Origin of the sequence: Metabacillus sp. FJAT-52054 (assembly GCF_037201815.1) — a bacterium.
Taxonomy (GTDB): domain Bacteria; phylum Bacillota; class Bacilli; order Bacillales; family Bacillaceae; genus Metabacillus_B; species Metabacillus_B sediminis.
The window spans coordinates 707262-731793 of the sequence record NZ_CP147407.1 but is presented as its reverse complement, the minus strand read 5'-3'; the positions used below and the strand labels follow the sequence as shown (position 1 = coordinate 731793).

The following is a 24532-nucleotide window of genomic DNA, read 5'->3' as shown; positions in this document are numbered from 1 at the left end:
ACTATTATTAGTCAATAAAAATCGTTTCGCCGGCTACATTCACAGATTCCGCTGCGATTTCAGTTCCGCCCTTGATGATCAGGTTTCCTGAGATATTGGCATACTTAAGCTCGGCCAGATCAGCCGCTTCCACCATTACGTTTCCAGGAAAAACTTGCGGTTTTGCCTCTGTTCCATTGAATTCGGAAGCTATAACAGATTGAATGATGCGGGCATCCGGATAGGCAGTGATTACCGGTTTTGCTTTAAGATAATCAGAGAAAATCTCCCAATCTGTGAATCCAGGTTCGCTCACGCGGCCTTCTTCATAGGCCTTTGCAAACATTGTATATCCGTCTCCGCCTTTAGCTGTAAAGACGTTTGTTGCGACAAAATAGTTCTTGTCCATTTCAATCGCGTTAAAGGAGCCGTCTTTCTGTTTCACTTCAATTGTTGTTACCCTTGAACCTGCAGGCTGGGCTGCATTGAAGACATACTTGATTCCGGAAGCCTGAAGGAAAGCACCGTTCACCGTCGGGTATATGCTCACACTGTGCTCAAGTGCTGCTTTAATTTCTGAACCTTTAAGTTCCATGATACCGAGCGTATTTCCGAACGGAAGGACAGTTAGGACTTGTGACAAAGTGATATCCCCGGCGTCTAGTGTAGTGCGGACACCCCCACCATTTTGAAGCGCAATCAAAGTATCAGGGTTAACGGATTGTGCCTTTTTCAGCATTCCGTCCGTAATAAGGTCACCCAGGTTCGTTTCACCAGTTCTTGCAGCCGGATTACCGCCAATCAGCTGAACATCCGTTTGTCCAACAACGGTTTTTTGCTTTTCTACTACGCTTGGCTTGTATTTCTCATTCAGAATTTGCAGTGCTTCCGCATCATCCTGGTATTTATACTCATCCGCATCTGCTTTCTTATTTACGTTCTTATCTTCGTATGCAAACAGATCGAGAAGCTTGCCGTTGTGGGACTCGATTTTTCCTTTTGCATCAAAGGTTACATTCAAAGTACCCAAAAACTTGCTGTACTCATTTGCTTGTGTAATAACAGTCATTTCTTCGCCTGTCGTATCCACATATGGGGCATCAATCTTGTTATGGGAATGGCCCCCGACAATGATATCAATACCTTCTACTTCTTTTGCCAGGGTAACGTCGTTATCTCCGCCGCCATCCTGGAAGCCGATATGAGTCAGGGCAATAATCTTGTTGACTCCCTGCTTTTTCAACTCAGCTACTTGAGTTTTCGCCTCGTTGATGTAATTTTCAAATGCAACATCTTTACCAGGACTGGAAATGCTTACAGTCTCAGCAGTAGTTAAACCGAAGATTCCTACTTTTTCTCCATCGATTTCTTTAATGATGCCGTTGTAAATCTGGCCCTTTTTTGCATCCGCTGTAACGGAATCATGGAACATTCCTTTCAAATTAGCATCCTTTGAAAGGTCCACATTCGCACTGACGAATGGAAAGCTTGCTTTTTCAACGAACTTGGCAAGAGGTTCCGTTCCAAGGTCGAATTCATGGTTACCGAATGTCATAGCATCGTATTTCATTAGATTCATAAACTCAAGGTCAGCCTGTCCCAAGTATTCATTGAAATATAGAGTACCCGAGAACACATCTCCTGCATCAAGCAAAAGGGCGTTCGGGTGTTCATTTCTGAATTCTTTGACCGCTGCAGCTCTTTTCGGAGCATTTTCCACATTCGCATGGGTGTCATTTGAGTGCATAAGAGAAAGAGTAATCGCTTTTCCCGGTTTCTCTGGGGTTTCAGGCTTTGGTTTGATTTGTTCCAAAGCGTCCTCGAATTTTTCCTTTATCTCTTGAAGGGCTTCCTTCATGTTTTTTTCTATTATTTGAATGCTTTCTTTAAGAAATTGATTGCCAGGGAATAGCTTTACAAGATCTGCTTTCTGCTTTGCTCCTCTTTCTTCCACTCTTTTAAGGAGAGCAAGCAAGGCCTCTGCTTCTTTTTCATTCTTTGCATCAATGGCAGACTGAAGCTTTTTTTGAATGTCATATTGAGTCATTTCGTATTCTGTCATTTCAATGGAAATTTTAGCAGGGAGCGTAAATTTACCATTGAATGCATTACGCACTTCAGAACCGCTAACTTTTCCGATCTTTCGTTCAAAGGCTTTTCTCAATTCATTTAATTTGCTGAAAGACATCCTGGAATCTTCTGTTACTTCCATACTGAAATACCTGCTGTAATCCGATTGCATGTCAGACAGCTGCTTCCCAAGCTTTACGGCATCGATATAATGGGCAGCTTTCGTATTTGTTTGCTCTGAATACTGAATGCGGTTGAGCATTTGTGTCTTAGAAGAGGAACGCGGCATGGATTGTACTGCTGATTTCGCAGCGGCGAGGGATTTTTTTGCGTCATTGTAAGCTTTCAAAAACCCTGGGGAAGTCTCCAGTTTTTTTGATGAGTAAAATGGTGCAAGTGCTTTCACCTTGGCTTCTGCCGTTTTAACTGCCTGCTCTGCCTTGGTGATGACTGCTCCTTGAGCAGGATTTGCTGCAGCAACAGTGCTTAAAGCAATTGTACCGGCAGCTGCGAGTTGAACGATCTTTCTCTTACGCATAGTCTAGCCCCTTTAAATGAATTGATCCAAAAATCTCCTAATACAAAAATCTTCATAATTCGACATTGAATCTGATTAAAATATACTTTTTTAATTCAGGCCGTTCTACTCACAGTTTGTAAATTTTATATAAGTTTTTTGTAAATTGATATAATATTTTCCAAAGATAAACATAGATTTTACCTATCAAACTTAGATTCTCAAAGTAAAAATCGCCGAATTTATATAATTTTTATCACTGTCCGGAAAAGGTTTCACCGATTTATCCTGTCCGCATTCAGGAATGGGAGCGGACAGGATTCGACATTTTCCCATGTCAAAGCATCACTGTATCATCCTTCTTCTGTCATCAATCTTTTGTCCAAGGAACAAAAAAAAGATGGCTAATTGCACCATCCTTTCATCAGATTAAACCTATTCCTTCACAAACTCTCTCGTACTCCTAACCGTATCAATCGGTCTTACCAATCCTTCAATCTCCTCACGCTTCGGCTCAAGGAATGGAGGGAGCGACAATTTCTCACCGAGTGTTTCATACGGTTCGTCCCCCATAAAACCAGGTCCGTCTGTCGCGAATTCAAACAGGATTTGCGGAGCGACTCTTGCATAAAGCGATTCAAAGAAGTGGCGGTTCACGTAGCCGGAGTTTGGAAGACGGAAGCTTGAGAGCCTGTCTGTCCATTCATCCAGGACAGTGCGGTCTTCCACGCGGAACGCGGCATGATGAACCGTTCCAAACCCTTGGACCGCTTCCGGAAGATCCGGGTTATCCTCAACGATGACCTGAGCTCCGTTTCCGCCCTTTCCGACTTCAAACAGGTGGAACGACTCTTCCTGTGCCGTTTCTTTAAATAGAAGAACTTTCTCAAGCATCTGCTTGAAGAAATCAAAATTCGCGATCCGGACGAAAATCGGTCCGAGCCCGGTGATCGCATATTCCAGTGGAACCGGCCCTTTTTGCCAAGGTGTACCGGATTCGATTCCTTCGTTATGCTCATCAGAAATGAGCTGATACTTTTGATCATCAAAATCAGCAAATGAGAGCGTCTTTTTCCCGAATTGCTCCGTAATCCCCTCATGCTGTACGTCCAAACGGTCAAATCGCTTCACCCAGTAGTCAAGCGCTGCATCGGTCGGCACGCGGAACGACGTCTTGGAGATCTCGTTCGTTCCGTGCACTCCCTTCTGGATGCCCGGAAAATCAAAGAACGTCATATCTGTTCCCGCACTTCCCTTATCATCCGCGAAAAACAGATGATACGTCTGGATATCATCCTGATTCACCGTCTTCTTAATCAGTCTCATTCCCAATACATATGTGAAAAACTCATAGTTCTTTTCAGCGCTGCTCGTAATTGCGGTTACGTGGTGGATGCCTTTAAGGTGGTTCATGGTCCACAGCTCCTTTAGATAATTATCTCGATTTCAAGATAAATTTAACATGGGGAGATTGATAAGTCAAGAATGTGCTTTGTGCGGTCTGTCCGTTTAGTCTGTGATGTCCGAGATTCATGTCCGGCATCCCCACGATTCTCAGCGATGTCCGGGATTTATGTCCGGCATCAGCATGTTCGGGTGAGACGATAAAACCGCTATAATTAAAAATAGTCTCTGTTAAAGCCTGATGTTGATTATTAACATCAGTTGATTGGAGTGGAAGGCGCGAGACTCCTGCGGGAGCAGCGGGACAGGTGAGACCCCGCAGGCGCAAAGCGGCGAGGAGGCTCACCGCCCGCCCCGCGGAAAGCGAGCGCCTGCAACGGAAATCAACAGCTAAGTTTAACAGTGTTTTAAAATAAAAAGACTTGCTATGCAACCAATCAATCCACTCCCCTATCTAATCTATTGAAAAACAAAACAACGAGTAAGGGGGTGCCTGTATGGGATCACTGAAAGACTTGGTTAAAAAGGCGAAAAAGGGAGACGGAGAAGCGTTTGTTTCACTGGTGAAGCAATACGAAGATGTGCTGTACCGGACAGCGAGCCGATTGCTGCGCAATGATGAGGATGTAGCGGATGCGGTGCAGGATGCAATTATTTCGGCTTATGAAAAATTACATACGTTAAAAAAGAATGAGTACTTCAATACGTGGATTTGCAAAATCCTCATTAATAAGTGCAACAGTATGCTTAGCAAAAATAAAAACTTATCGGTTATCCATGAACACTTGCTTCCCGAGAAAAGAAACGATGAATATCACAAATTGGAATTAGAGGATGCGCTCAATAGTTTGAATGAAGTCTATCGGCTGGCTCTTATTTTGTACTATATCGTGGGATTAAACGTGAAGGAAATCAGTGAATTTCTGAAGGAGCCTGAAGGAACGATTAAATCCAGACTTTCCCGGGCTAAAACAATTTTGAGGACGACCTATTATAAGAGCGAGGGAGTGATGGCTTGTGAAAAATGATTTCGAAAAAGATCTTGGCCAAATCATGAATAAAGAAAAAGAAATTCCAGTTACTGTAAGACAGGCATTCGATCAATCCTATGAGTCGATCCGGGCGAAAACGAAAAAGAAAAAAGTCCAGTTCATCTGGAAAAGGGCCGCAGCAGCTGCTTGTGCGCTGATCGCTACAGGCGTGGTCCTGTCGAATGAGCATGTGATGGCCGGGATAAACGGATTCCTGCACTTTGGAGATAAAGGGATTGAACAAGCGGTGAATAACGGTTTTACACAAGAAGATCATAGCACGGCAGCCGATCAGAATATTACCATCACACTGGACAGGCATTTTTCGGATCACAACAAAATAGGGTTGTATTTCAAGCTATCCTTTGAAGATGCTTCCATCCTAAAGAATGTAAAAGCAGTAAGCATGGATTATCGATTGAAAAACGGAGATGGCGAATACATTGATGAAAATATTCCAGATACAAAGCCATTAAAGGGGAACAATCAATATCTATCCAGCTCTGAGCATCAAAATTCACTACAAGATGTAAAATCAGGGAACATTCAGTATGAGGTACTGGCTACTTCTAATGACGGAATGCTGCCTGATTTAAAAGGGGCTGTAGTAGAGGTGGAAAGCGTCAATGTTTTCTACGATAAAGAAAAACTCAAGAAGATTAATGGCAGCTGGGACCTTCAAGTAACCGAAAAAAATAAGGAAACATCAGGTAAAACGGTTCAATATGTTATGAAAGATGCTGTGTCAAACATTCTCGTTTCCAAAGCTGAAGCAAACCCAACCTCCTTAAATCTTATATTTTCATTGAACAAGGTCTATGAAGACGAGAACGTTATTGCAGATCATATTAAAGTCATTGATGAAGATGGGGATGAATTTGCTTCGGACGGAAGCTTTAGTATGGATAGAAAGAAAAACAAAACCATTATTTATGCAAACCTCCCATTCACTTCTTACAACGATTCCAGCAAGCTAACACTGGTTATTGAAGGAATTGGCGAAGTCGAACTGGTAAAAAAGTAAACACATACAAATCCCGAATCCTATTACTGGTTCGGGGTTTTTTATATATCACATCTGCTGACCAAGCGGTTCTTTCTCCCACCGGTTTTGGTTGCTTCATAGGTTTATTTAGTAATAATTTTTGGGATGAACCAACTCATATTACTTGAGGTAGTTTACCCTTCCCCGAACCATTTTCTTCATAATTTGTCACAGATGATTATCCTTCTTCGTCTTGTTTGTAAAAACAGAAAGAGGGAATATCTGATGAAAAAATATGAAGCAGCAATCATTGGCGGAGGAATTTCCGGTTTGACGGCGGCGGTTTATTTGACAAAGGCCGGTATATCAACGGTGGTGATTGAAAAAGGTAAAACACTTGGGGGCCGGGCAAAAACCGTCAAGAAGAATGGCGCCTATTTCAATATCGGAGCCCATGCTCTCTATAAAGGGGGAGCAGCGGAAGCGGTATTAGATGAACTGGGGATTGAACTGTCGGGCGGTGTACCTGATACGAAGGGGAGAGCTATTTGGAACGGGTCGCTCTTCTCGCTTCCAGCAAGCCTTCCCTCCCTCCTATCCACAAAACTTTTATCGCTATCAGGGAAGATCGAGCTCGGAAAGGTGATGAGAAAGCTGAAGAATCTACAGCCTGCATCAATTGGAGAGAGGAGCTTACGGGATTGGGCTGAGTCAGAGATGACCGATCCAATGGTCCGGCATGCTTTTTACGCACTATGCAGAACTTCAACGTATTGCATCGGACCCGAAAATCAGCAGGCGGCGATTGTGCTCGATCAAGTGCAGAGGGGGATGAATGGGGTATTCTATATCGACGGCGGCTGGCAATCCATGATCGATCCGTTAAAACAAAGAGCCAAAGATTTCGGCGCAGACATCGTTCATCAATCTGCTGTTTCGATTAAGAAAGAATCAGGGTTTGTGATTAGTTTAAAAAACGGGGACATAATCCAAGTGCCAATGGTTCTTTCAACAGCAAGCCCTGAACAAACCTTCTCTCTGGTAGAAGGAGCGGCTGGAACCTCATTAGATACATGGAGGCAGCGCGTCAAACCGATTTATGCCGCCTGTCTCGACGTTTCACTCCGCCAGCTCCCAAAACCGAACGAGCAATTTGCCATCGGCATCGACCAGCCGATCCTTTTCACCAATCAATCAAGGGCCTCAAAATTAAGCGATAATGGTTCCTCCGTGATCAGCCTCATCAAGTACTTGGGGACGGACTCAGCCTCAAACGCCCAGGCTGATCAAAGAGAGCTTGAGAACTTCTTGGAATTGATGCAGCCAGGCTGGAGAAAGGAATTGGAATGCTATCAGTACCTGCCTCACATGACGGTCTCGAACGGTTCCTGTGCACTGAACGGCTATCTTCCCATCGGTCCAGCGGTTCCGGATATCCCAGGCCTTTACATTGCAGGAGATGGAGCCGGCCGCAGCGAATTACTTGCAGATGCTGCATTCGCAAGCGCGAAAAGAGCGTCAGCCTTGATGATTCAAAAGTGTGCAAACCCTGGAATGTTAAAGGAGGCATAATGTGAGTCCGACTGAATCCGAACTGCTTTTCACCTCTCACCACCCCCTGCTTTTCTCTTTGGCATACCGAATGCTTGGCAGTGTACAGGATACAGAGGATCTGCTTCAGAATGTGTATATCACATTCAGTGAAACAGAGACAGGGGATATTCAAAATAAGAAAGCCTATCTATGCAAAATGGTGACAAACCGGTGTATCGACCGTCTAAAATCTGCTTCTAAGAAACGGGAACAATATACAGGAACGTGGCTGCCTGAACCGCTGATTACCGAAAACCGTCCGAACGGCGACCCGGCCGGCCACATCTTTCTAAAAGAATCGGTATCCATGGCCTACCTGCTGCTGCTTCAGCAATTATCCGAAACAGAGCGTGCGGTCTTCATCCTAAAAGAAGTGCTGCAATACAGCTATGAGGAAATCGCGGAAATCGTCGGCAAGAGCAGCACCAACTGCCGTCAAATATTCTCGCGGGCAAAAAGGAGCATCGTCCCTCCTAAGGAAGAACCACAAATGACCGAAAAGGGAAAATGGCTCGCCGAACAGTTTTTTGGAGCCCTCGCTTCAGGAGATACAAGCAAAATGCTCAGCCTCCTGTCTGCAGACGCTTCCCTCTTAACGGACGGCGGAGGAAAAGTGAAAGCAGCCATCTTCCCAATCCTTGGAGCGGAACGCATCGTCCGCTTTTACATGGGGATTCTGTCAAAGTTCCCACAGGACATGACCTATTCCATCACTTACGTAAACGGAGATCCAGGACTCATTCTATACGCCGGGAAGCACGCGTACGCGGTCCTCTCTCTTCACATCGAGGACAACAAAATCAAAACGATTTACTCCGTCTTGAACCCGGAGAAGCTCACTCATATTACTTAATCATAGAGCAGCCGCTTGGCTGCTCTATTTCGTCCGGTTAAACTTATAAACTCCCTGTTCTCCCTACCAAATCAATCCACCATCTTATACAAAAGCAAATCATCCACATACTTCCCATCCAGAAAGAATTCCTCGTGGAGCCGCCCTTCCTCTTTGAACCCGATTGCTTTATAAAAAGCGATGGCCTTTTCATTTGTAGAAAGGACTCTTAGCGAAATTTTCCGGACGCCCTGTTCGCGGGCGGTCTGCCTCAAGTGCTCCATAAGCTGGCTGCCCACTTTCTTGCCTTGGAAATCCGGATGAATCCCGATCGCCACGTCGAATACGTGCCGATTTGACGGCACATCAAAAGGATGCTTGAAGCTTATGTATCCTGCAATCCGGTCGCCCTCTGCCGCTACCATCTGATTTCCCTCCGGATACGATTTTTCATAATCCTCTACAGAGTCCCAATGGAGCAGAGCGGGCGTATTCGTGCTGTTCCAGATCAGCCGATCCAGCTCCATCAGCTGCTGCATGTCTTTCTTTTGTGAAGGCCGAATGATGAGATGCATATGTATTTCCCCCTTTTTACCTTATTATACAAAAAGGACAGACCCTCTGGCCTGTCCTTTTCCACTGTATGTTCGTTACACTGTTATTACAGTACTTATCCACTTATTACTGAGAGCAAATATTCTATGCGTTCTTCTGCAATTTTAGTTTATTCTTTTGAAATAACAGTAAACATCCCTGTCATATTTGGTGAGTAATCCTTAAATTTATATTTTTCATAGAACGACTCATTACCTTGTGATGCAAACAAACCGACAAACGCCTTATTGGGGGCATTCCGATTTAGGAAATTAATCAGACTATTCATTATTTCGTTGCCAATACCATTATTCTGATAATCTGGATGAACCACAATATCTTGAATATAAAAATAAATAGACCCATCGCCAACAATTCTTCCCATACCTACAATTTGGTTATGATCAGTGACAGTGATGCAGTAAATAGAATTTTTTAGTGATGTTTCTGCCACTTCAAAATTCATATAATGAGTCCATCCCACAGACTCGCACAGATATTTGTATTCTTCCAATGTTGGAATGTTATTTTTAAACTCGTAATTCTTCACAATGTATCCCCCAAGACTTCGATTTCAACAGGTATGTTACTTCTGCATCTCTTGGCTATTTCTGTTAATCAAGTACTCCGCCAAAACATCTTTACATATCATACCATATAAAGTAAATTGAACCTTTTCATATCGAAAAACAGCGAGATTTTTCTTCCCATTCACGTCGCCAGTAATGAGTCATTCATGAAATTAAGAATATATATCTGAGCATATTGTTCTTTCGGTACCTTCTTCTCCGGCTCAGGCACTCGCAGTCTCTCATTCCATCGGTTCTTTTATAAGCCTCTTCGAAAGCCTCTCAGCCCCTGCCGCCCCAAGAACAGGAGAAACAGCATGGTAGCTGGTGCTCTTCCAGCGGTTATCTTTTTCAATTGAAAGATCCGCCAGCTCATCTAAATCATGAGTCCTGTCGGAAGCGTCGCTGGCCACACCGTTCGCCGATAGATTATTGTTAGGGTTCCCATCCGGTGCGGATCTGATAGATCCCTCTACTTGAACGAGGTTACTTGCATTCGGTGCCTGTTTACCCGGACCTTCATAGGAAAGATTGTTATACGGATTGCCATCAGGTGCGGTTCGAACATGCGCTTCAACATGCTGAAGCTTTGTCCCATTATAGACGGCTGGTTCAGTGGCTGCTACCAGTTTTCCCTCCGCCATATAAGGTTCGCCGCTTGGGGTTTTATGCCCATCGGTGAAGCTTGCTTCCGGCATATAAACATCTCCGCCTACATGCATTTTCAGGAAAGGCAGGATGAACGAGATAACAATTAGCGGCACACTGCCCATGATTCCCAATGCCGCATAACTGCTGTAGCCATATTGATAGAGCCAGTTTAATAGTGTGCGAATCAAAAAATAACTGATAACCGACACGATTCCCGCTTCCCATAATCCGCCAAAACTGAAATACTGGCTCAGCAGAACGTCTGGATTCGACGCCGTTCTAACCAGCACAAAGGCTGCAGACCCATAGAGGATAAGCCCCGCAGTGAACGGTCTCCAATTCTTAATCACATAACCAATCCTCATAAAAAAGAGGACAATCATAACAATGAGAATAATGGGAGCAAGCGGCGGAAAAATGGCGGATATCACCCCTAAAATCAGCATGTAAAAGAGCATCGTCTTCAGCATCTTAAAAGAAGTGACAAGGAAAAAAACGATGAGGCCGATTCCAAATAGCCAAGGATGTATGTACCCGAGAAAAGTGACGATCGGAAAGAATGTTAAGGCTAAACGATGCTGTCTGGATTGAGCTTGATCTTGTACCCACTGATTCATAATGGTTACCCCTTCTATCCTAATAATAGTTCGATAGACTCAGGATAATATTACCTTTAATTTACATTCTTGAAAAGACCAATTCTGTAAAAAAGAAGGGATGATTTCACCCCTTCCTCTACTTCTATTGGTTACCTTTTCGTTTTCCCCTTGAAATAGTTTTCCAGATTGCTTAAGCTTTCAGCAAAACCGCTCATAACATCCCGAAGGCCCGGTTCGGTTTCGGCCTCCCCCTCCTTCACCCAAACCTCACAGCCCTGAAACGGATTAGCCGTTCCGAGATACAGGCTTCCATCCACGGAAGGGAAAAGATTGCGCACTCCATAGTTCTTCGGATTGCCGAGGCCGTTGAATGTAATCGGTGTCCAGACCTTGGCGTTGTTCGATTTCCAAAGGTCAAATCCGAAGAACGGATTTGGAATCAATTCCTTCGCCTTGAGGAAGGAAAGTACCATGTCTTCCATCATTCCAGGCTCGAGAAGCAGCGGGGTTTCCTGTCCGCCGAATAGCGCTTCCAGCAAAGACTGAATCGCAGGAGGAATAACCACTGTCCAGTCGAAGGAGCCCGCGTAAATCATCCCTTCATAGCTCTGGATTTGCCAGCAGTATGCGTTGAACGGGTTGCCGAATCCGGACGGATAAAGAGCGAGGTTCCGGTTGCCCGTGACAGGATCGGTCGGTTCCTTCGCAATCCCTCCGACAATTACTCTCCAGCTGTCATCTGCTTCAATCCGGATGATGTCAAAGCCCTTCGTGATGACCGTTGAACCATTGAGAAGCGGGAGGAACGGAATCATGCCTGTGCCAAGATAGATGGCTCCATCGTAAAGCGTCATATCAAAAGCAACGACGTTAATCGCATCACCGGCTCCCTGATCGACGACAAGCTGCCAGCCGGAAGACGGATTGGAACCAACCGTCCTCCACACATCAAACCCGCCCTGCTTGGACAATCCGAGATAAAGACGGCCATTGAAGCTGATCATACTCGTGATTTCACCGGTAATTTCTGGCGGCAGGGAAATCCGCTCAAACCCCGATTCACTCTCATTCAAAAGAAACAATCTCGGAATCTCATCAGTAGACGTAAGCGGAACCGTCGCCACATAAAGACGGCCCAAATGCTCCTCCATCGACCGGGACGTCCCGCCTTCCAGACCCGCAAACGCCACCCACGACGTCTCTTCCGTCCTTTTATAAATGACAGCCAGACTTCCGTCAGGCGAAGTCGCCGCCGTATAAAGCTTCGCATCCGCCGCTCCCCTCGGATACTGAATCATGAACCGGAACCCAAACGACGTCTCAGCCGTCTTAAAATCAAACTCCCAATCCGACGTCCCATCCTTCCGAATCCGCCAGATCTTCGCCCGGTAATCATCATTCGGCAAAAACGCCTTCGGAATCGGCAGCCCCAGACCCTCAAACGCCAAATTTGGGATATTCCGCCCCGTCCCTACATACAAATACTCCCCCAGCTCATCCACCGCCCAGGCATAATCATTCTGCCTCGCATCCGAAACCTCCGGTGAAAACCCATTGATTGGAGTAATCTTCCGAAACCCGCCTGTAAACAAATGCATTCTCCCTTTCCCATGTGACCGAACCGGCCATATCATTCTTTTGCTATGGTTAGCTTATGAATGGATGGTGGAAGGGACAGGGCTTGTTGTCGGGGGGATTGGCGGAAGTTTTGACCTCACCAAACTAACTTACTGCCTATTCATTCTTCACTTCTTACAACTGTAATCTGAAACGATTTTGTTATCCCGCTTGTTAAAATTACAAACACTAATCACGCTATCTTTGTAGTCTTTTTCAAAAACATTATAATTGCCATCGCTGCTTAAGATTCGTTCAATTTCTGTCTTATTAAATTCTTCATTTAAGATTATTAGGTTGATTTCATAGGACATTAAATTTTCGTTGGCATATTCCCTTATTAGTTTCTGTACATTATTTTGTATATTTTTTGGATTATCATGATACAAACTGGTTACTAAATATATGGTGAACGGCCAACTAGAGAAGTCTTTATTTTGATCGTATTCTTCAAACTTCTCCTCATCAATACCCGCTATCCTTAATTGGGAAATGAATTTGGACTTAGAGATTACAGCTTGCACTTTATTATATAAAAGCTTTTTAAAATCATAGTTTTCAATAAAACTGTTTTCGCCATCCTTCTGTAATAAATCAAATGTGACTGATTTATTCATCTTAGGAGAAATACTAAAGGTGTAAGCATCCTCCGCTATATTAAAACTTGCCGATTCAATTACAAACTCTTCGTTGTATTTCTGAAGAAGATCTTTTTTTATATTCTGAGACACCTTCTCAATATTAGACTCCTTTTCTGAATAGGTATGGCTAAATATCGCCCCTACGAAAAATTGACTCAATATTGGATAACTTACTATCACAATAATGGCAACCATCCCAACTAACGTGACTTTATTCCTGATAAAAAAAACACCCCCATAGACTCATAAAGATAAATATACCATCTAAGAATCTCTCTAAGGATATTTTTGTAAAACATTTATTCAAATGCAAAATCATATCTTTCAAAACGATAAAAAAAACCACTTATTAAAAAGTGGCTTTTCACTGCTGACGGAAGAGCAGCATCTTATAAAGTTTAATCGTATTAAAGTGCATTCCCTCATGATACAAGCTGAAGGTGAGGAATTGTTCGACCGTCTCAAGCGTCATTCCGGCAGAAGTCGTATACGGAGCAGGAACCTTTTCCTCCAGGCGGCCAGCCAGCGCTTCCCGAATCCTGGATTGCTGCACTTCCATGAGATCCTTCAGCTCATCAAGCGTCGGGACCGGAAAAGAATGCCCGTTTAACGGGGTGGATCCGTACTCAAACTGCTCTTTAAACCCATCCGGCAATACTTGCGGAATACCTGTGGATGAAAAAGCAAACCGCTCTAATACAACATACACATGTCCCGCATTCCAGCGGATTGAGTTCCTGAACCCATCCGGAATACGATCGGCCATATCCTCTGTCACGCCTTCCAGCTGCTTCAGGGTTTGGTTTCTCACAAACGCCAGCTGGTTAAATAGGAAGTGTTCCATGGTGATCAGCTCCTGCCCTTTTTGGTTATTTTACCAAAAGGAACAGCATGATGGTAGATTCATAGTTAAACCATAGAATTTGCTTTGCAGAAGTCTTTTTAAAGTACTTATTCCTTTTTCTTTTTCCTTGCATAAAATTCTGCTGCTTTTTGGCGATTTCCGCATAATTCCATACTACACCAGCGCCTTTTTCCTGATTTTGAAGTATCGACAAAATAGAGCTGACATTCCTGGTGTTCGCATTTCCTAACTCGATGTGCAGGAGTTGAATTTAGTGTTTGAATAATTGATTGGATGATTAAATATTGCACTTGTTCTCTGGTCGTTAATCCTTCATAGACCATGTTAAACTCTGAATCAATAGATAGGCTTACCTTAATTTGTTTGGTAAGCCTTTTTAATTGCTCCGTGAGATTTAGAGAAAGTTTTCCTTGTTTTTCTAAATCACCTAAAATCATTTTGCTAAGGTCACGTAGTGATTTGAGGTCCTCTATAAGAGAATTAAAAATTTCTCCATTTTTTAAAGCCAGAAAATCTGACTTCCGTAATAATTTATTATCTTCAAGCCACTGAAGAGTTTTGGATGGATCGATCAGGATATCAATGGTTTGGTTTTCGGAGATATACTGCGTATTCACCAGGTTTATCCATGCTGTTCCACCTAATAAAAATAGTGATTTGTTCAATATGTTTCACCTCCATTTAATTATAACCTTTAAAAAATACGTTTACAAGTTAGGAAACGAGTAGTAACATAGAGTTACATAACCGCTAAATTTCATTTTTAGAGGTTATAATAAATCGTTCTTCTGGAGTGATAATAAAAAATTTAAAGGAGATGTAAAAATTGAAAATCAGTTATCATAAACAAAAAGTCGGGGATGTTGAAGTTTTTTATCGTGAAGCTGGTCCTAAGAACGGTCAAGTAATTTTATTATTACACGGATTCCCATCTTCAAGTCATATGTTTCGAGACCTTATTCCTAAGCTGGCAGAACAATATCGTGTCATTGCCCCTGATCTTCCTGGGTTCGGCCAAACAATAACTCCACCGCGCAGTCAATTTAAATTTACATTTGAAAATCTGTTCAGAGTAGTTGAAAGTTTTACTGAAGTATTAGCTCTAAAGCATTATATCCTTTATGTGTTTGATTACGGTGCACCTGTTGGCTATCGTTTGGCAGTAGCTTACCCCGAAAGAGTTCAAGCAATTATCAGTCAGAATGGCAACGCTTATATGGAGGGATTTAGTGACGCATGGGGACCATGGGAGAATTATTGGTACTCTCCAACACCTGAAAACCGTGAAGCCTGCCGAGATTCTTTGACCCCCGAAACCATTAAAAATTTTCAGTATCTACATGGAACTGAAGCCAGTCTTGTTTCACCAGACGGGTATTCCTTGGACATCGCTTACATGTCTCGCCCAGAAGCTGAAGACATCCAACTGGACTTAATTCTTGACTATAGATCAAATGTTGAACGTTATCCTGACTTTCAGGCTTATTTTCGTAAGTTCCAACCTAAACTTTTAGCCGTATGGGGTAAAAATGATCCTGCTTTTCTTTCTGCTGGAGCCGAGGCTTATAAGCGCGACATTCCATCTGCAGAAGTTCATTTACTTGATACTGGACATTTTGCACTTGAAACACATGCTGCAGAGATCAGTGAGCTAATTCACAAATTTCTAAAAAAAGTAAAATTAATAACGGGTTGAGTACAAAGAGAATGGTCCATGCACAGAAAAAAGACAGTCCAGCAAACCGAAAAACGGAGTGCTTATACTGTCTTTTTTTCATTCGGTCAGTCTATTTTTAGGGGGCTTATTCCACCTCGCCGCCACCACCAAAAATGATTTAAATTTCCGCATCAGCCGTTCGCATCAAAATAAACACTGCGCTTCAACACAGCTATAAGAAAAAGAGTACGTTGCAATGACGGGACATGATAATGGTAAAATAAGAGAAACAACCAAAACGGAGGAATCACTCTATGCCTGTATACAACAAACTCGTTCGCGACAACATCCCCCAAATCATCCAAGCAACCGGCAAGTCTTTCGAAACGCGGATACTGGAAAACGAGGAATACATCAATGAGCTGAAAAAAAAGAGCTTCGAAGAACTAGATGAGTACATGACTGCAGAAACAAACGCAGAGGCGATTGAAGAACTGGCAGACCTGATGGAAATCATTAAGGCCTTTGCAGAGGCGCACGGTTCAAGTCTTGCCGAAGTCGAGAAGATCCGCCGGGAAAAAGCGGAAAAGCGCGGCGGGTTTGAGGAGAAGATTTTTTTGGTGCAGGTTGAGGATTAAATGCAGGTATCCTTATATACAGAGAAGCTGCTGATTCCGGTTCTTGACCGGATTCAGCAGTCCAGCACGATCTATATTTTGACTGCCTTTGCAATGAAGTCAGGAGTCTCTTTGCTTAAGTCAGCATTGGCAGAAGCCGCTGAACGGGGAGCTGATATTAAGCTTCTGACCGGAGACTACTTATATGTCACCCAGCCGGATGCGTTAAATGAATTGGCTTCCATTCATGAAAACATTGAAGTCCGGTTATGGAGGAGCAGTGGAATCAGCTTTCATCCGAAGGCTTATTTGTTTGAATCCGAAGCGCAGGGCCATTCCATTATTGGCTCTTCCAATCTATCAAAATCCGCTTTAACCAATGGAGTGGAATGGAGTGTCGGCATTCTTGAACACGAGGAAAAGCTTCTATTTGAAGAAGCAAGCCGAAAATTCATTAATCTGTTTCAAGCTGAAAACACCATTGCGGTTAACCTGGAAACCGCCAAACGGTACGAAGAAGAATACATAGATTTTCATCAGCAGCATCCTGACTTAGCAAGAACGTGGACCAAGCAGGAAGAGCAGGAGCTCATGCTGCCGGATGAGGAGAAGCCTGATCCCGATTCGATGGTAATGGAGACAGAGGAAAGCTACTCTGTTCTGGCCCCCCGCTTCGCTCAGATAGAAGCACTTGAACAACTGCACAGTACGGTGGAAGAAGGCTACAAAAAAGCCATGGTTGTGATGGCTACCGGTCTTGGGAAAACCTATCTGGCCGGGTTTTTTGCTCAGAATTTCGGCAAGGTTTTGTTCATTGCACATTTAGAAGAGATCCTGCACCAGTCCGCTGAATCGTTTTTGAAAGTGATGCCTAATAAAACCGCCGGCATTTATAACGGCCGTCAAAAAAATCAGGATGCGGAGCTGCTGTTTGCTTCGATTCAAACGTTAAGCATGAAACGACATTTAGAGGTATTTGATCCAGAGGAATTCGATTTAATTGTAGTCGATGAGTTTCATCATGCGGCGGCGGCATCCTACAAGAAGGTACTGGATTATTTCAAGCCCTCCTTCCTGCTCGGCATTACAGCTACACCTGACCGTGCCGATAACAGGGATGTATACGCACTATGCGAAGGGAATGTCGCCTACAAAATTGATTTTCTCGAGGCCATTCAAAGAACATGGCTCTCTCCTTTTCACTATTATGGTGTTTACGATGAAACAGACTACTCAAAGCTGACCTGGCGCGGAACGCAATATGACCAGGAAGAGCTGATAGCGGCCCAGCTAAGGACGGAGCAGGCAGCTCATATCTTCCAGTCATGGGAAACCTACAGGAAAACCAGAACACTCGTCTTTTGCTCCTCCATCCGCCAGGCTGATTTCCTGTCTTCTTATTTTGCAGACAAAGGCTATCGGACCGTCTCTCTTCACTCCAGGCAAAAGCAAGTCAATCGTAAGGACGCCGCCCGCGCATTAGCTGATGGCGAACTGGACGCCATATTCGTCGTGGACCTTTTCAATGAAGGAGTAGATATTCCAACAGTAGATACTCTTCTATTCGTAAGACCGACCGAGTCCCTCACCATCTTCACCCAGCAAATCGGACGGGGATTGCGATTGCATCCTGACAAAGACCACTGTGTCATCATCGATCTTATCGGGAACTATCGGAATGCCGACATTAAGCTGAGCCTGTTTGATACAACTACTCCCACTGCTAAAAAAGAAAAGGTCATTCAGCCGGTTGTCCCGCTATCCTGTAACGTGGACCTTGATATTCAAGTTATTAATCTTTTAAAAGAACTAACAAAGAAACGCCAGCCGCGCAGAGAAAAGCTGTTTAGCAACTATCTAATGGTGAAAGAAGTGCTGGGCAGGAGACCTAGTTATCTTGAGCTACATTTATATGGTGAGATGTCTGCAAATGAATATAAGGCAGAGTTTAAGACTCTTTTCAGCTTTTTACATTGGGCAAATGAATTAACTGCCAATGAACAAGAGGTATTTCTCTCTCATGAAAACTGGCTGCGGGAAGTAGAGCGCACCGGGATGAATAAAAGCTATAAAATGATTGTCCTGCTGGCAATGCTGGAACGGGGAATAGACAATTGGTATAAACCGATAACTGCCCTCGAAGCAGCTCCGTTTTTCCATACCTACCTCACATCTAAGGAATACAGAAAGAGAATAGACTTTTCGGATGGACAGGGGAAAAAGCTGTGGGACTATGACCAGGAGAAGGTAGCTGGATTAATTGAGAGAATGCCGATGAGTAAGTGGAGCGGGAGTTCTGATGGATTGGTGAGGTTTAGTGATGGGGAGTTTTCTTTTCAGATAGAACCTGACAATAGTGCGAAAAAAACTCTTTATCTTTGGACGAAGGAGATATGTGAGTATCGGCTTCATCAGTATTTTAAGAGGAGAGAAAACTGATAGCCATCCCTCAAAATCTAGTATTATATACAAAAAGACAACCTTCAGATTAGTGGGTTGTCTTTTTGTATGTTTTATTCAATTCGCCCTCCCCAAAATCCCCCGCCGATACTCCTTCGGCGAAACCCTGCAAACCTTCTTAAACACCTTACTGAAATAATTCGGGTCATGATACCCGACCTCATACGTAATTTCCTTGATGCTCTTCTCAGGATTCCCCAGCAGCTTCTTCGCCTTTTCAATCCGGCATTCAGTTAATAGGTCGATGTAGTTGATGCCAAGTTTTTCTTTGAACATTTTGCTGATGTAGATTGGGCTTAGGCCCACTTTGGTGGCCAGGGTGTCTAGGGACATGTCTTCGTTTGAGTGGTCGATGATGTATTGTTTGATTTGGTGGATGGTGTCGGCTTCGGTTCGTTTGTTGTGGCTGGCATAGGTTTGCTTCATCCGGTCGAGCAGGGCGTCGGTTTCGGAGCGCAGCTGGCGGTACTGGTACGTTTGGTAGGAATAGAGGGGGGTGATGGTTTCGATGCCCATTTCCCTCATGACGCGGGATCCGATCCAGAGTACTTCGAGCATGCGCTGCTGGCTTTGGAGAAGGTCGGTCCCTTTGTTTTCGTAGTGCTGGATGAGATTCATCAGCCTTGTCCGGACCTGCTGCCACTCGCCGTGGCGCACCTGGTCGGATAGTTCTTTTTCCTGCTGGTCGGCGAATGGTTCTTCGCTTAAGTCTCCCGTGACCGGTACATCGGAATAGAAGCGGAATTTGGACGGGATCGCTGTATCCATGGCCGCCATTAGCGCTTCCTTGTAGGACTGCCTGATTTGATCAAGGGATTCGTACACGCTCCCGATCCCGACGAACCAGTTCTCCTGCTCTCCGGATTTTGCGATGGAGAGAATTTCCCGGGCGAGGGTGGAGGCTTGGCCACGGAAAGATTGGCCCGGTTTCCGGAAGAGGATTACCGGGAGCTGGTTGCCAGTTAATGCACCGACCCAGCCGTTTCCGGTCTGCCTTACTTTTTCTTTGACGAGCGGATAGAAATGGTCCTCTCCATCCGGAAGCAGGACGAGCATCGTGAACATCTCGTCCGCTGACTGGATGTCGAGGATTTCAATTAATTGGTCCACGCGTACATCATGGACGTGATGGAACAGCAGCTGGGTGACGGCATCCGTTTCGACGAGTGACCGGGTGCTTTGCATCTCCTGCCGGCTGCTTTCAAGCGTTCTTTTTTCTTCTTCGATTTCCTTCAGGACTTTGCCGATCGTCATGACGATGTCGGCCGCCTTGCTCGGCTTCAGCAGGTAGTCCTTCACCCCGAATTTAATGGCCTGGCGCATGAAGTCAAACGTATCGTAGGCGGTAACCATGATGAATTTAATGCCGGGATCGTCCGCTGCAATTTGTTCTACAGCCTCCAGCCCGTTCATCCCCGGCATTTTGATATCCATTAGGATCAGATCCGGCTTAAACTCTTTCGCCATCTGAGCGGCCATGTTCCCGTTTCTTGCCTGCTCAATGATGAGCTCTGGAAAGTTCTTTGTTAAGATGAGCTGCATCCCATCCCGCTCAATCTGTTCATCATCCGTAATCAGGAGCCTGATCATCCCCATCCACTCCCTGTTGTTTATTTTATATATGTTAGCGTTATCTAAATAATCGATTCGGTTTTCCGTCTTAAGTCCTGTTTCCCCTTTTATGAAAGCGTTACCGTCTTCCTAATCATATACCATCCCTCATCCAGCCATCTACAAAAACAAGAAAAAAGAGGGACTATTTTCAGTCCCTCCTGCGGTTTCTTATCGTTTTTTCCTTGTCATGACATCGAAGATTACCGCTCCGGCAAGTACGCCGCCGCGGATCATGTACTGGTAGGAGATTCCGACACCAAGCAGGTTCATCCCGCTTGTGAGGGAGGCCATAACGATTGCCCCGATGATTGCACCCGTTACTTTTCCGACTCCCCCTGCAGAGGAGACACCGCCGACATAGGCTGCCGCGATGGCATCAAGCTCAAACAGTGTTCCGGCTGTCGTTGTCGCGGATTGAAGACGGGAGGTGAACAGGATTCCGGACAGGGCAGCGAGCATTCCCATGGAACCGAAAACGATGTATGTGATTTTCTTGACGTTCATCCCGCTTAAATGCGCCGCTTCCGGGTTGCTTCCGACCGCATAGATGTGGCGGCCAAGCACGGTTTTCGTTGTCAGGAAGTGATACACAATGACGACGAGCAGCATGATAATGACTGTCCAGGAGAAACCGTTGTAGCCTGCAAGGATCCAGGTAATATAGGCAACAATGGCGGAAATGAAGACGAGTTTCAGGATAAAGATTCCGAATGACGTCACTTCGAATCCGTATTTCACTTTGTTCCGGCGTGTTTTGATTTCACTGTAGATCAGGTACAGGATGCCGAGGAGACCTACTAACAGGGAAAGCACATGCAGGCCGCCTACTTCCAGCAGGGATGGAATGTATCCGTTCCCGATGGCATTGAATGCATCATCCTGGATGATGATCGTGCCGGTTTTCTCCGTTACCTGAAGGAGCGCTCCCCTGAATATCAGCATTCCGGCAAGCGTTGCGACGAATGACGGGATTCCGATTTGGGCAACAAGCAGACCATTAAATAGTCCGACAACGATCCCGAGGATCAGGATAAGCGGAATGACGATCAGCATCGGCATTCCTGCCTTTGTCAGCATGATTGCGACGATGGCGCCGAGGAAACCGGCGACGAATCCGACCGATAAGTCGATGTGGCGAATGACGATGACGAGGGTCATCCCGACGGCAAGCACCGCGATATAACCTGCGGAGTCAATCAGATTACTGATATTCCGGGAGGACATGAAAAGTCCATCCGTCATGACGGAGAATGTAAGAATAATAGCGAATAAGGCGATGTACATGCCGTAGTCACGAATGTTTTCACTGATTAGTGTTCTGGCTTCACGAAAAAAGTTCATTGAATAGTACCTCCTATTGCGTCGCAAGCTGCATAATTTTTTCTTGATCGGCTTCTTCGATGGCGAGCTCGCCTTTGATGGCGCCTTGAGCCATAACATACACCCGGTCGCTCATCCCAAGCACTTCACCGAGCTCGGATGAGATCATGATGATGCTCATGCCTTCATTGATGAGTTCGTTCATGACCGAATAAATTTCAAACTTCGCTCCGACATCGATTCCACGCGTTGGTTCGTCGAGAATGAGCAGCTTCGGTCCGACAAACAGCCATTTGCCGAGAGACACCTTCTGCTGGTTCCCCCCGCTCAGGTTGCCGGCCAATTGCTCGAGTGAAGACGTTTTAATATGAAGCGATTTTTTATAATGGTCGGCGATCTTGATCTCTTCGTTGTTGTTCAGCACCCCTTTTGAGGAGATGCCTTTCAGGTTGGCGGCAGTGATGTTGTTTTTGATATCCTGGATCAGGAACAGGCCGTCCCCTTTCCGGTCCTCGGTTACATAGGCGATCCCTTCGCGAATGGCGTCACTCGTATGCTTCAGGTTCGCAGGCTTTCCGTTGAGCTTCAGGTTTCCTTCTAATTTATAGGACTTGGCGTTCCCGAAAATACTGAGGGCAAGCTCGGTCCTTCCTGATCCCATCAATCCTGCAAGTCCGACGATTTCGCCTTTCTTTACATGCAGGTCCACATCCTTGATTACCTTTCGGCCCAATTTCGGATCATAGGCGGACCAATTCGATAATTCGAGGATCGTTTCACCCGGTGCTTTCTTTGGACGCTTCGGATAAATATCATCAATGGCCCGGCCGACCATGTTTTTGATAATCGCGGCTTCGGTAATCTGTCCTGAAGGGCCGTCCAATGTACAAATCGTTTGGCCGTCACGGAGAACCGTAGCCTGGTCGGCAATGGAAATCACTTCTTTTAACTTGTGCGAAATCATGATACACGTAATGCCCTGCTTTTTCAGTTCACACAGAAGCTCGAGAAGGTTTTCACTATCATCTTCATTCAGTGCCGCGGTCGGTTCATCGAGAATGAGCAATTTGACATCCTTGCTCAGTGCCTTCGCAATTTCCACAAGCTGCCGTTTTCCGACGCCCAGATCCTTGATCAAGGTATCAGGTGTTACATCAAGCTTGACCTTCGCAAGCATTTTCTTCGCTTCGACGATCGTCTCGTTCCAGTCGATGACTCCGCCTTTTTTAACTTCGTTCCCTGCAAAGATATTTTCATAGACCGTGAGATCCGGAAACAGCGCAAGCTCCTGATAGATGATGGCGATGCCTGCGTTCACACTGTCATTGATTTTATTAAACTGCTGCACACTGTCTTCATAGACGATGTCTCCATCATATGTTCCATATGGATACACACCGCTGAGCACCTTCATCAGCGTGGATTTCCCCGCGCCGTTTTCACCGACGAGGAAGTGAATCTCGCCTTTTCTCACCTTGAAGTTGACATTGTCGAGTGCTTTGACGCCTGTAAAATGCTTGGAGATCTGTCTCATCTCCAGAATGTGTTCACTCATCATGTGATCCCCCTTAACAAAACAGCTGATACAATCACGAAATAGTGATAGAAAGCTCTACCACTATTCCGCCTGGTGTTTAAGTTTTTACAGACCTGAGAATTCTTTCTCTTCGTAGTACTTGGAATCAATCAATTCCTTTTTCACGTTTTCTTTATCTACGACAATGACATCGGTTTGCTTAGCGTTTACTTTTTTCTTGCCGTTATCGTAGTCACCTGTTGTTTCAGGTTTTTTGCCGTCAAGGATTTCAACTGCCATACCCATCGCATCTTTCACGAGTGTACGAACATCCTTGAATACGGTCATGGATTGCTTGCCGTCAATTACGTATTGGATGGAAGCTTTCTCTGCATCCTGACCCGTGATTACAAAGCTTTTCACGTCTCCGTCAGAACCGAATACATCTGCGATGGAACGAGCTGTTCCGTCGTTTGGAGCAAGTACCGCAACGTCGCCCTTCATGTCAGCTTTAGCTGCAGTCAAGTGAGTTTGCGCTTTGTTTTTCGCTTCGCTTGGATCCCAGTTCGTTGTTACCTGGCCAAGAATTTTGCTCAATTGGTCACGGGAAAGCTCAGCTGTATCCTTGAGGCCTTCTGCTTCGCTTGAGTTTGCCACCTTGAATGTTCCGTCAGCGATTTTCGGCTGAAGAACGCTCCATGCACCTTGGAAGAATAGGAATGCGTTGTTGTCAGACGCTGCTCCGGCATACAGGTACAATGGAGTTCCTTTGCCTTTTGCATGGTCGATTAAGTATTGTCCCTGAGCTGCACCAACAGCTAAGCTGTCGAATGTTACGTAGTAGTCTACTGCATCCGTGTTCGTGATCAGACGATCGTAGGAGATAACTGTTACATCATCTTTCTTAGCCGCTTCTACAGCAGCTGCAGCCGCGTCGCCATCCTGCGGGCTGATGATTAGAACTTTGATTCCTTTGTTCAGCAATGTTTCAACGTTTTCTTTTTCCTTAGCGGAAGAACCTTGGCTGAAAAGAATTTCTGTTGTATATTTCGAATCTTTTAGAGCTTCCTTAAATCTTTGCTCATCCTGTACCCATCTTGGCTCATCTTTTGTAGGCAATACGATTCCTACGTCGACTCCCTTGCCACCGCCGCCACCGCCAGTGCTTTTACTGTTGCACGCTGCAAGCATCCCGACAAACAGCATAAGAACCATCAGCGATGAAAACGCTTTAAAAAATTTGTTCATTTGTAAACCCCCTGAACTGATTTTGTATGATTACAGCTCAATTATATGCTGAAGGTCCCGGTTTGAAAGCGTTAACAACTAGTATTCTTTTAATATTGTCTGGACTTTTTTAATATTTTGGATGGAAAGAAGTGAGGACGGCGGGGTCAGCGG

Annotated in this window: 20 protein-coding genes; 7 read left to right on the top strand and 13 right to left on the bottom strand. The window is 44.9% G+C overall.

What is annotated here, in order from left to right:
• Positions 1 to 7: 7 nt before the first annotated feature.
• On the bottom strand, positions 8 to 2587 hold the full coding sequence (locus tag WCV65_RS03925; protein ID WP_338780249.1) for a 5'-nucleotidase C-terminal domain-containing protein: 2580 nt from the start codon (positions 2585 to 2587) through the stop codon (positions 8 to 10).
• A 414-nt stretch (positions 2588 to 3001) separates the two neighbouring features.
• Positions 3002 to 3979, bottom strand: coding sequence for a ring-cleaving dioxygenase (locus tag WCV65_RS03920; RefSeq protein ID WP_338780247.1), 978 nt, complete (start codon positions 3977 to 3979; stop codon positions 3002 to 3004).
• Between the two features lie 488 nt (positions 3980 to 4467).
• Between WCV65_RS03920 and WCV65_RS03915 the strand changes: the two genes are divergently transcribed.
• The 4 genes from WCV65_RS03915 (at position 4468) to WCV65_RS03900 (ending at position 8432) form a co-directional block, all read left to right on the top strand.
• Positions 4468 to 4998 carry a sigma-70 family RNA polymerase sigma factor gene (locus WCV65_RS03915; RefSeq protein WP_338780245.1) on the top strand — a complete coding sequence of 177 codons (531 nt, stop codon included), beginning with the start codon at positions 4468 to 4470 and terminating at the stop codon, positions 4996 to 4998.
• On the top strand, positions 4988 to 6025 hold the full coding sequence (locus tag WCV65_RS03910; RefSeq protein WP_338780243.1) for a DUF4179 domain-containing protein: 1038 nt from the start codon (positions 4988 to 4990) through the stop codon (positions 6023 to 6025). The genes WCV65_RS03915 and WCV65_RS03910 overlap by 11 nt, the downstream gene beginning before the upstream one ends.
• Before the next feature lie 246 nt (positions 6026 to 6271).
• Positions 6272 to 7558 (top strand): FAD-dependent oxidoreductase, encoded by a 1287-nt coding sequence (locus WCV65_RS03905; RefSeq protein ID WP_338780242.1) that lies wholly within the window; start codon positions 6272 to 6274, stop codon positions 7556 to 7558.
• A 1-nt stretch (position 7559) separates the two neighbouring features.
• Positions 7560 to 8432 carry an RNA polymerase sigma-70 factor gene (locus WCV65_RS03900; protein WP_338780241.1) on the top strand — a complete coding sequence of 291 codons (873 nt, stop codon included), beginning with the start codon at positions 7560 to 7562 and terminating at the stop codon, positions 8430 to 8432.
• A 71-nt stretch (positions 8433 to 8503) separates the two neighbouring features.
• On the opposite strand, the gene WCV65_RS03895 is transcribed toward WCV65_RS03900, so the two are convergent.
• The 7 genes from WCV65_RS03895 to WCV65_RS03865 form a co-directional block, all read right to left on the bottom strand.
• Entirely contained in the window at positions 8504 to 8986 is a 483-nt protein-coding gene (locus WCV65_RS03895; protein ID WP_338780240.1) for a GNAT family N-acetyltransferase, read from the bottom strand.
• A gap of 149 nt (positions 8987 to 9135) precedes the next feature.
• Entirely contained in the window at positions 9136 to 9555 is a 420-nt protein-coding gene (locus WCV65_RS03890) for a GNAT family N-acetyltransferase (RefSeq protein ID WP_338780239.1), read from the bottom strand.
• Positions 9556 to 9816: 261 nt separating this feature from the next.
• Positions 9817 to 10842, bottom strand: coding sequence for a hypothetical protein (locus tag WCV65_RS03885; protein ID WP_338780238.1), 1026 nt, complete (start codon positions 10840 to 10842; stop codon positions 9817 to 9819).
• 131 nt (positions 10843 to 10973) lie between these two features.
• Positions 10974 to 12422: a hypothetical protein gene (locus WCV65_RS03880; RefSeq protein ID WP_338780237.1), complete on the bottom strand. Its 1449-nt coding sequence runs from the start codon at positions 12420 to 12422 to the stop codon at positions 10974 to 10976.
• A gap of 147 nt (positions 12423 to 12569) precedes the next feature.
• Positions 12570 to 13262, bottom strand: a complete 693-nt coding sequence (locus tag WCV65_RS03875; protein WP_338780236.1) for a hypothetical protein — start codon at positions 13260 to 13262, stop codon at positions 12570 to 12572.
• Between the two features lie 184 nt (positions 13263 to 13446).
• Positions 13447 to 13926 (bottom strand): DinB family protein, encoded by a 480-nt coding sequence (locus tag WCV65_RS03870; protein WP_338780235.1) that lies wholly within the window; start codon positions 13924 to 13926, stop codon positions 13447 to 13449.
• Between the two features lie 107 nt (positions 13927 to 14033).
• Positions 14034 to 14612, bottom strand: a complete 579-nt coding sequence (locus WCV65_RS03865) for a CGNR zinc finger domain-containing protein (protein ID WP_338780234.1) — start codon at positions 14610 to 14612, stop codon at positions 14034 to 14036.
• A gap of 161 nt (positions 14613 to 14773) precedes the next feature.
• Here WCV65_RS03865 and WCV65_RS03860 point away from each other — a divergent pair, with 161 nt between their 5' ends.
• The 3 genes from WCV65_RS03860 to WCV65_RS03850 all read left to right on the top strand — a co-directional run bounded on the left by WCV65_RS03860 (position 14774) and on the right by WCV65_RS03850 (position 18660).
• Complete coding sequence (locus WCV65_RS03860) at positions 14774 to 15643, top strand: alpha/beta hydrolase (RefSeq protein ID WP_338780233.1); 870 nt, start codon at positions 14774 to 14776, stop codon at positions 15641 to 15643.
• 275 nt (positions 15644 to 15918) lie between these two features.
• Positions 15919 to 16242: a nucleoside triphosphate pyrophosphohydrolase gene (locus tag WCV65_RS03855; RefSeq protein ID WP_338780232.1), complete on the top strand. Its 324-nt coding sequence runs from the start codon at positions 15919 to 15921 to the stop codon at positions 16240 to 16242.
• The gene (locus tag WCV65_RS03850) at positions 16243 to 18660 is read left to right on the top strand and encodes a DEAD/DEAH box helicase family protein (protein WP_338780231.1); all 2418 of its coding nucleotides are present in this window, start codon (positions 16243 to 16245) and stop codon (positions 18658 to 18660) included.
• Positions 18661 to 18738: 78 nt separating this feature from the next.
• Here the strand turns inward: WCV65_RS03850 and WCV65_RS03845 are convergent, their stop codons facing one another.
• The 4 genes from WCV65_RS03845 to WCV65_RS03830 form a co-directional block, all read right to left on the bottom strand.
• Positions 18739 to 20271 (bottom strand): response regulator, encoded by a 1533-nt coding sequence (locus WCV65_RS03845; protein WP_338780230.1) that lies wholly within the window; start codon positions 20269 to 20271, stop codon positions 18739 to 18741.
• A gap of 192 nt (positions 20272 to 20463) precedes the next feature.
• Complete coding sequence (locus WCV65_RS03840; RefSeq protein WP_035405806.1) at positions 20464 to 21636, bottom strand: sugar ABC transporter permease; 1173 nt, start codon at positions 21634 to 21636, stop codon at positions 20464 to 20466.
• 13 nt (positions 21637 to 21649) lie between these two features.
• Positions 21650 to 23170: a sugar ABC transporter ATP-binding protein gene (locus WCV65_RS03835; protein ID WP_211556516.1), complete on the bottom strand. Its 1521-nt coding sequence runs from the start codon at positions 23168 to 23170 to the stop codon at positions 21650 to 21652.
• A gap of 87 nt (positions 23171 to 23257) precedes the next feature.
• On the bottom strand, positions 23258 to 24379 hold the full coding sequence (locus WCV65_RS03830) for a sugar-binding protein (RefSeq protein WP_338780225.1): 1122 nt from the start codon (positions 24377 to 24379) through the stop codon (positions 23258 to 23260).
• Positions 24380 to 24532 lie beyond the last annotated feature (153 nt).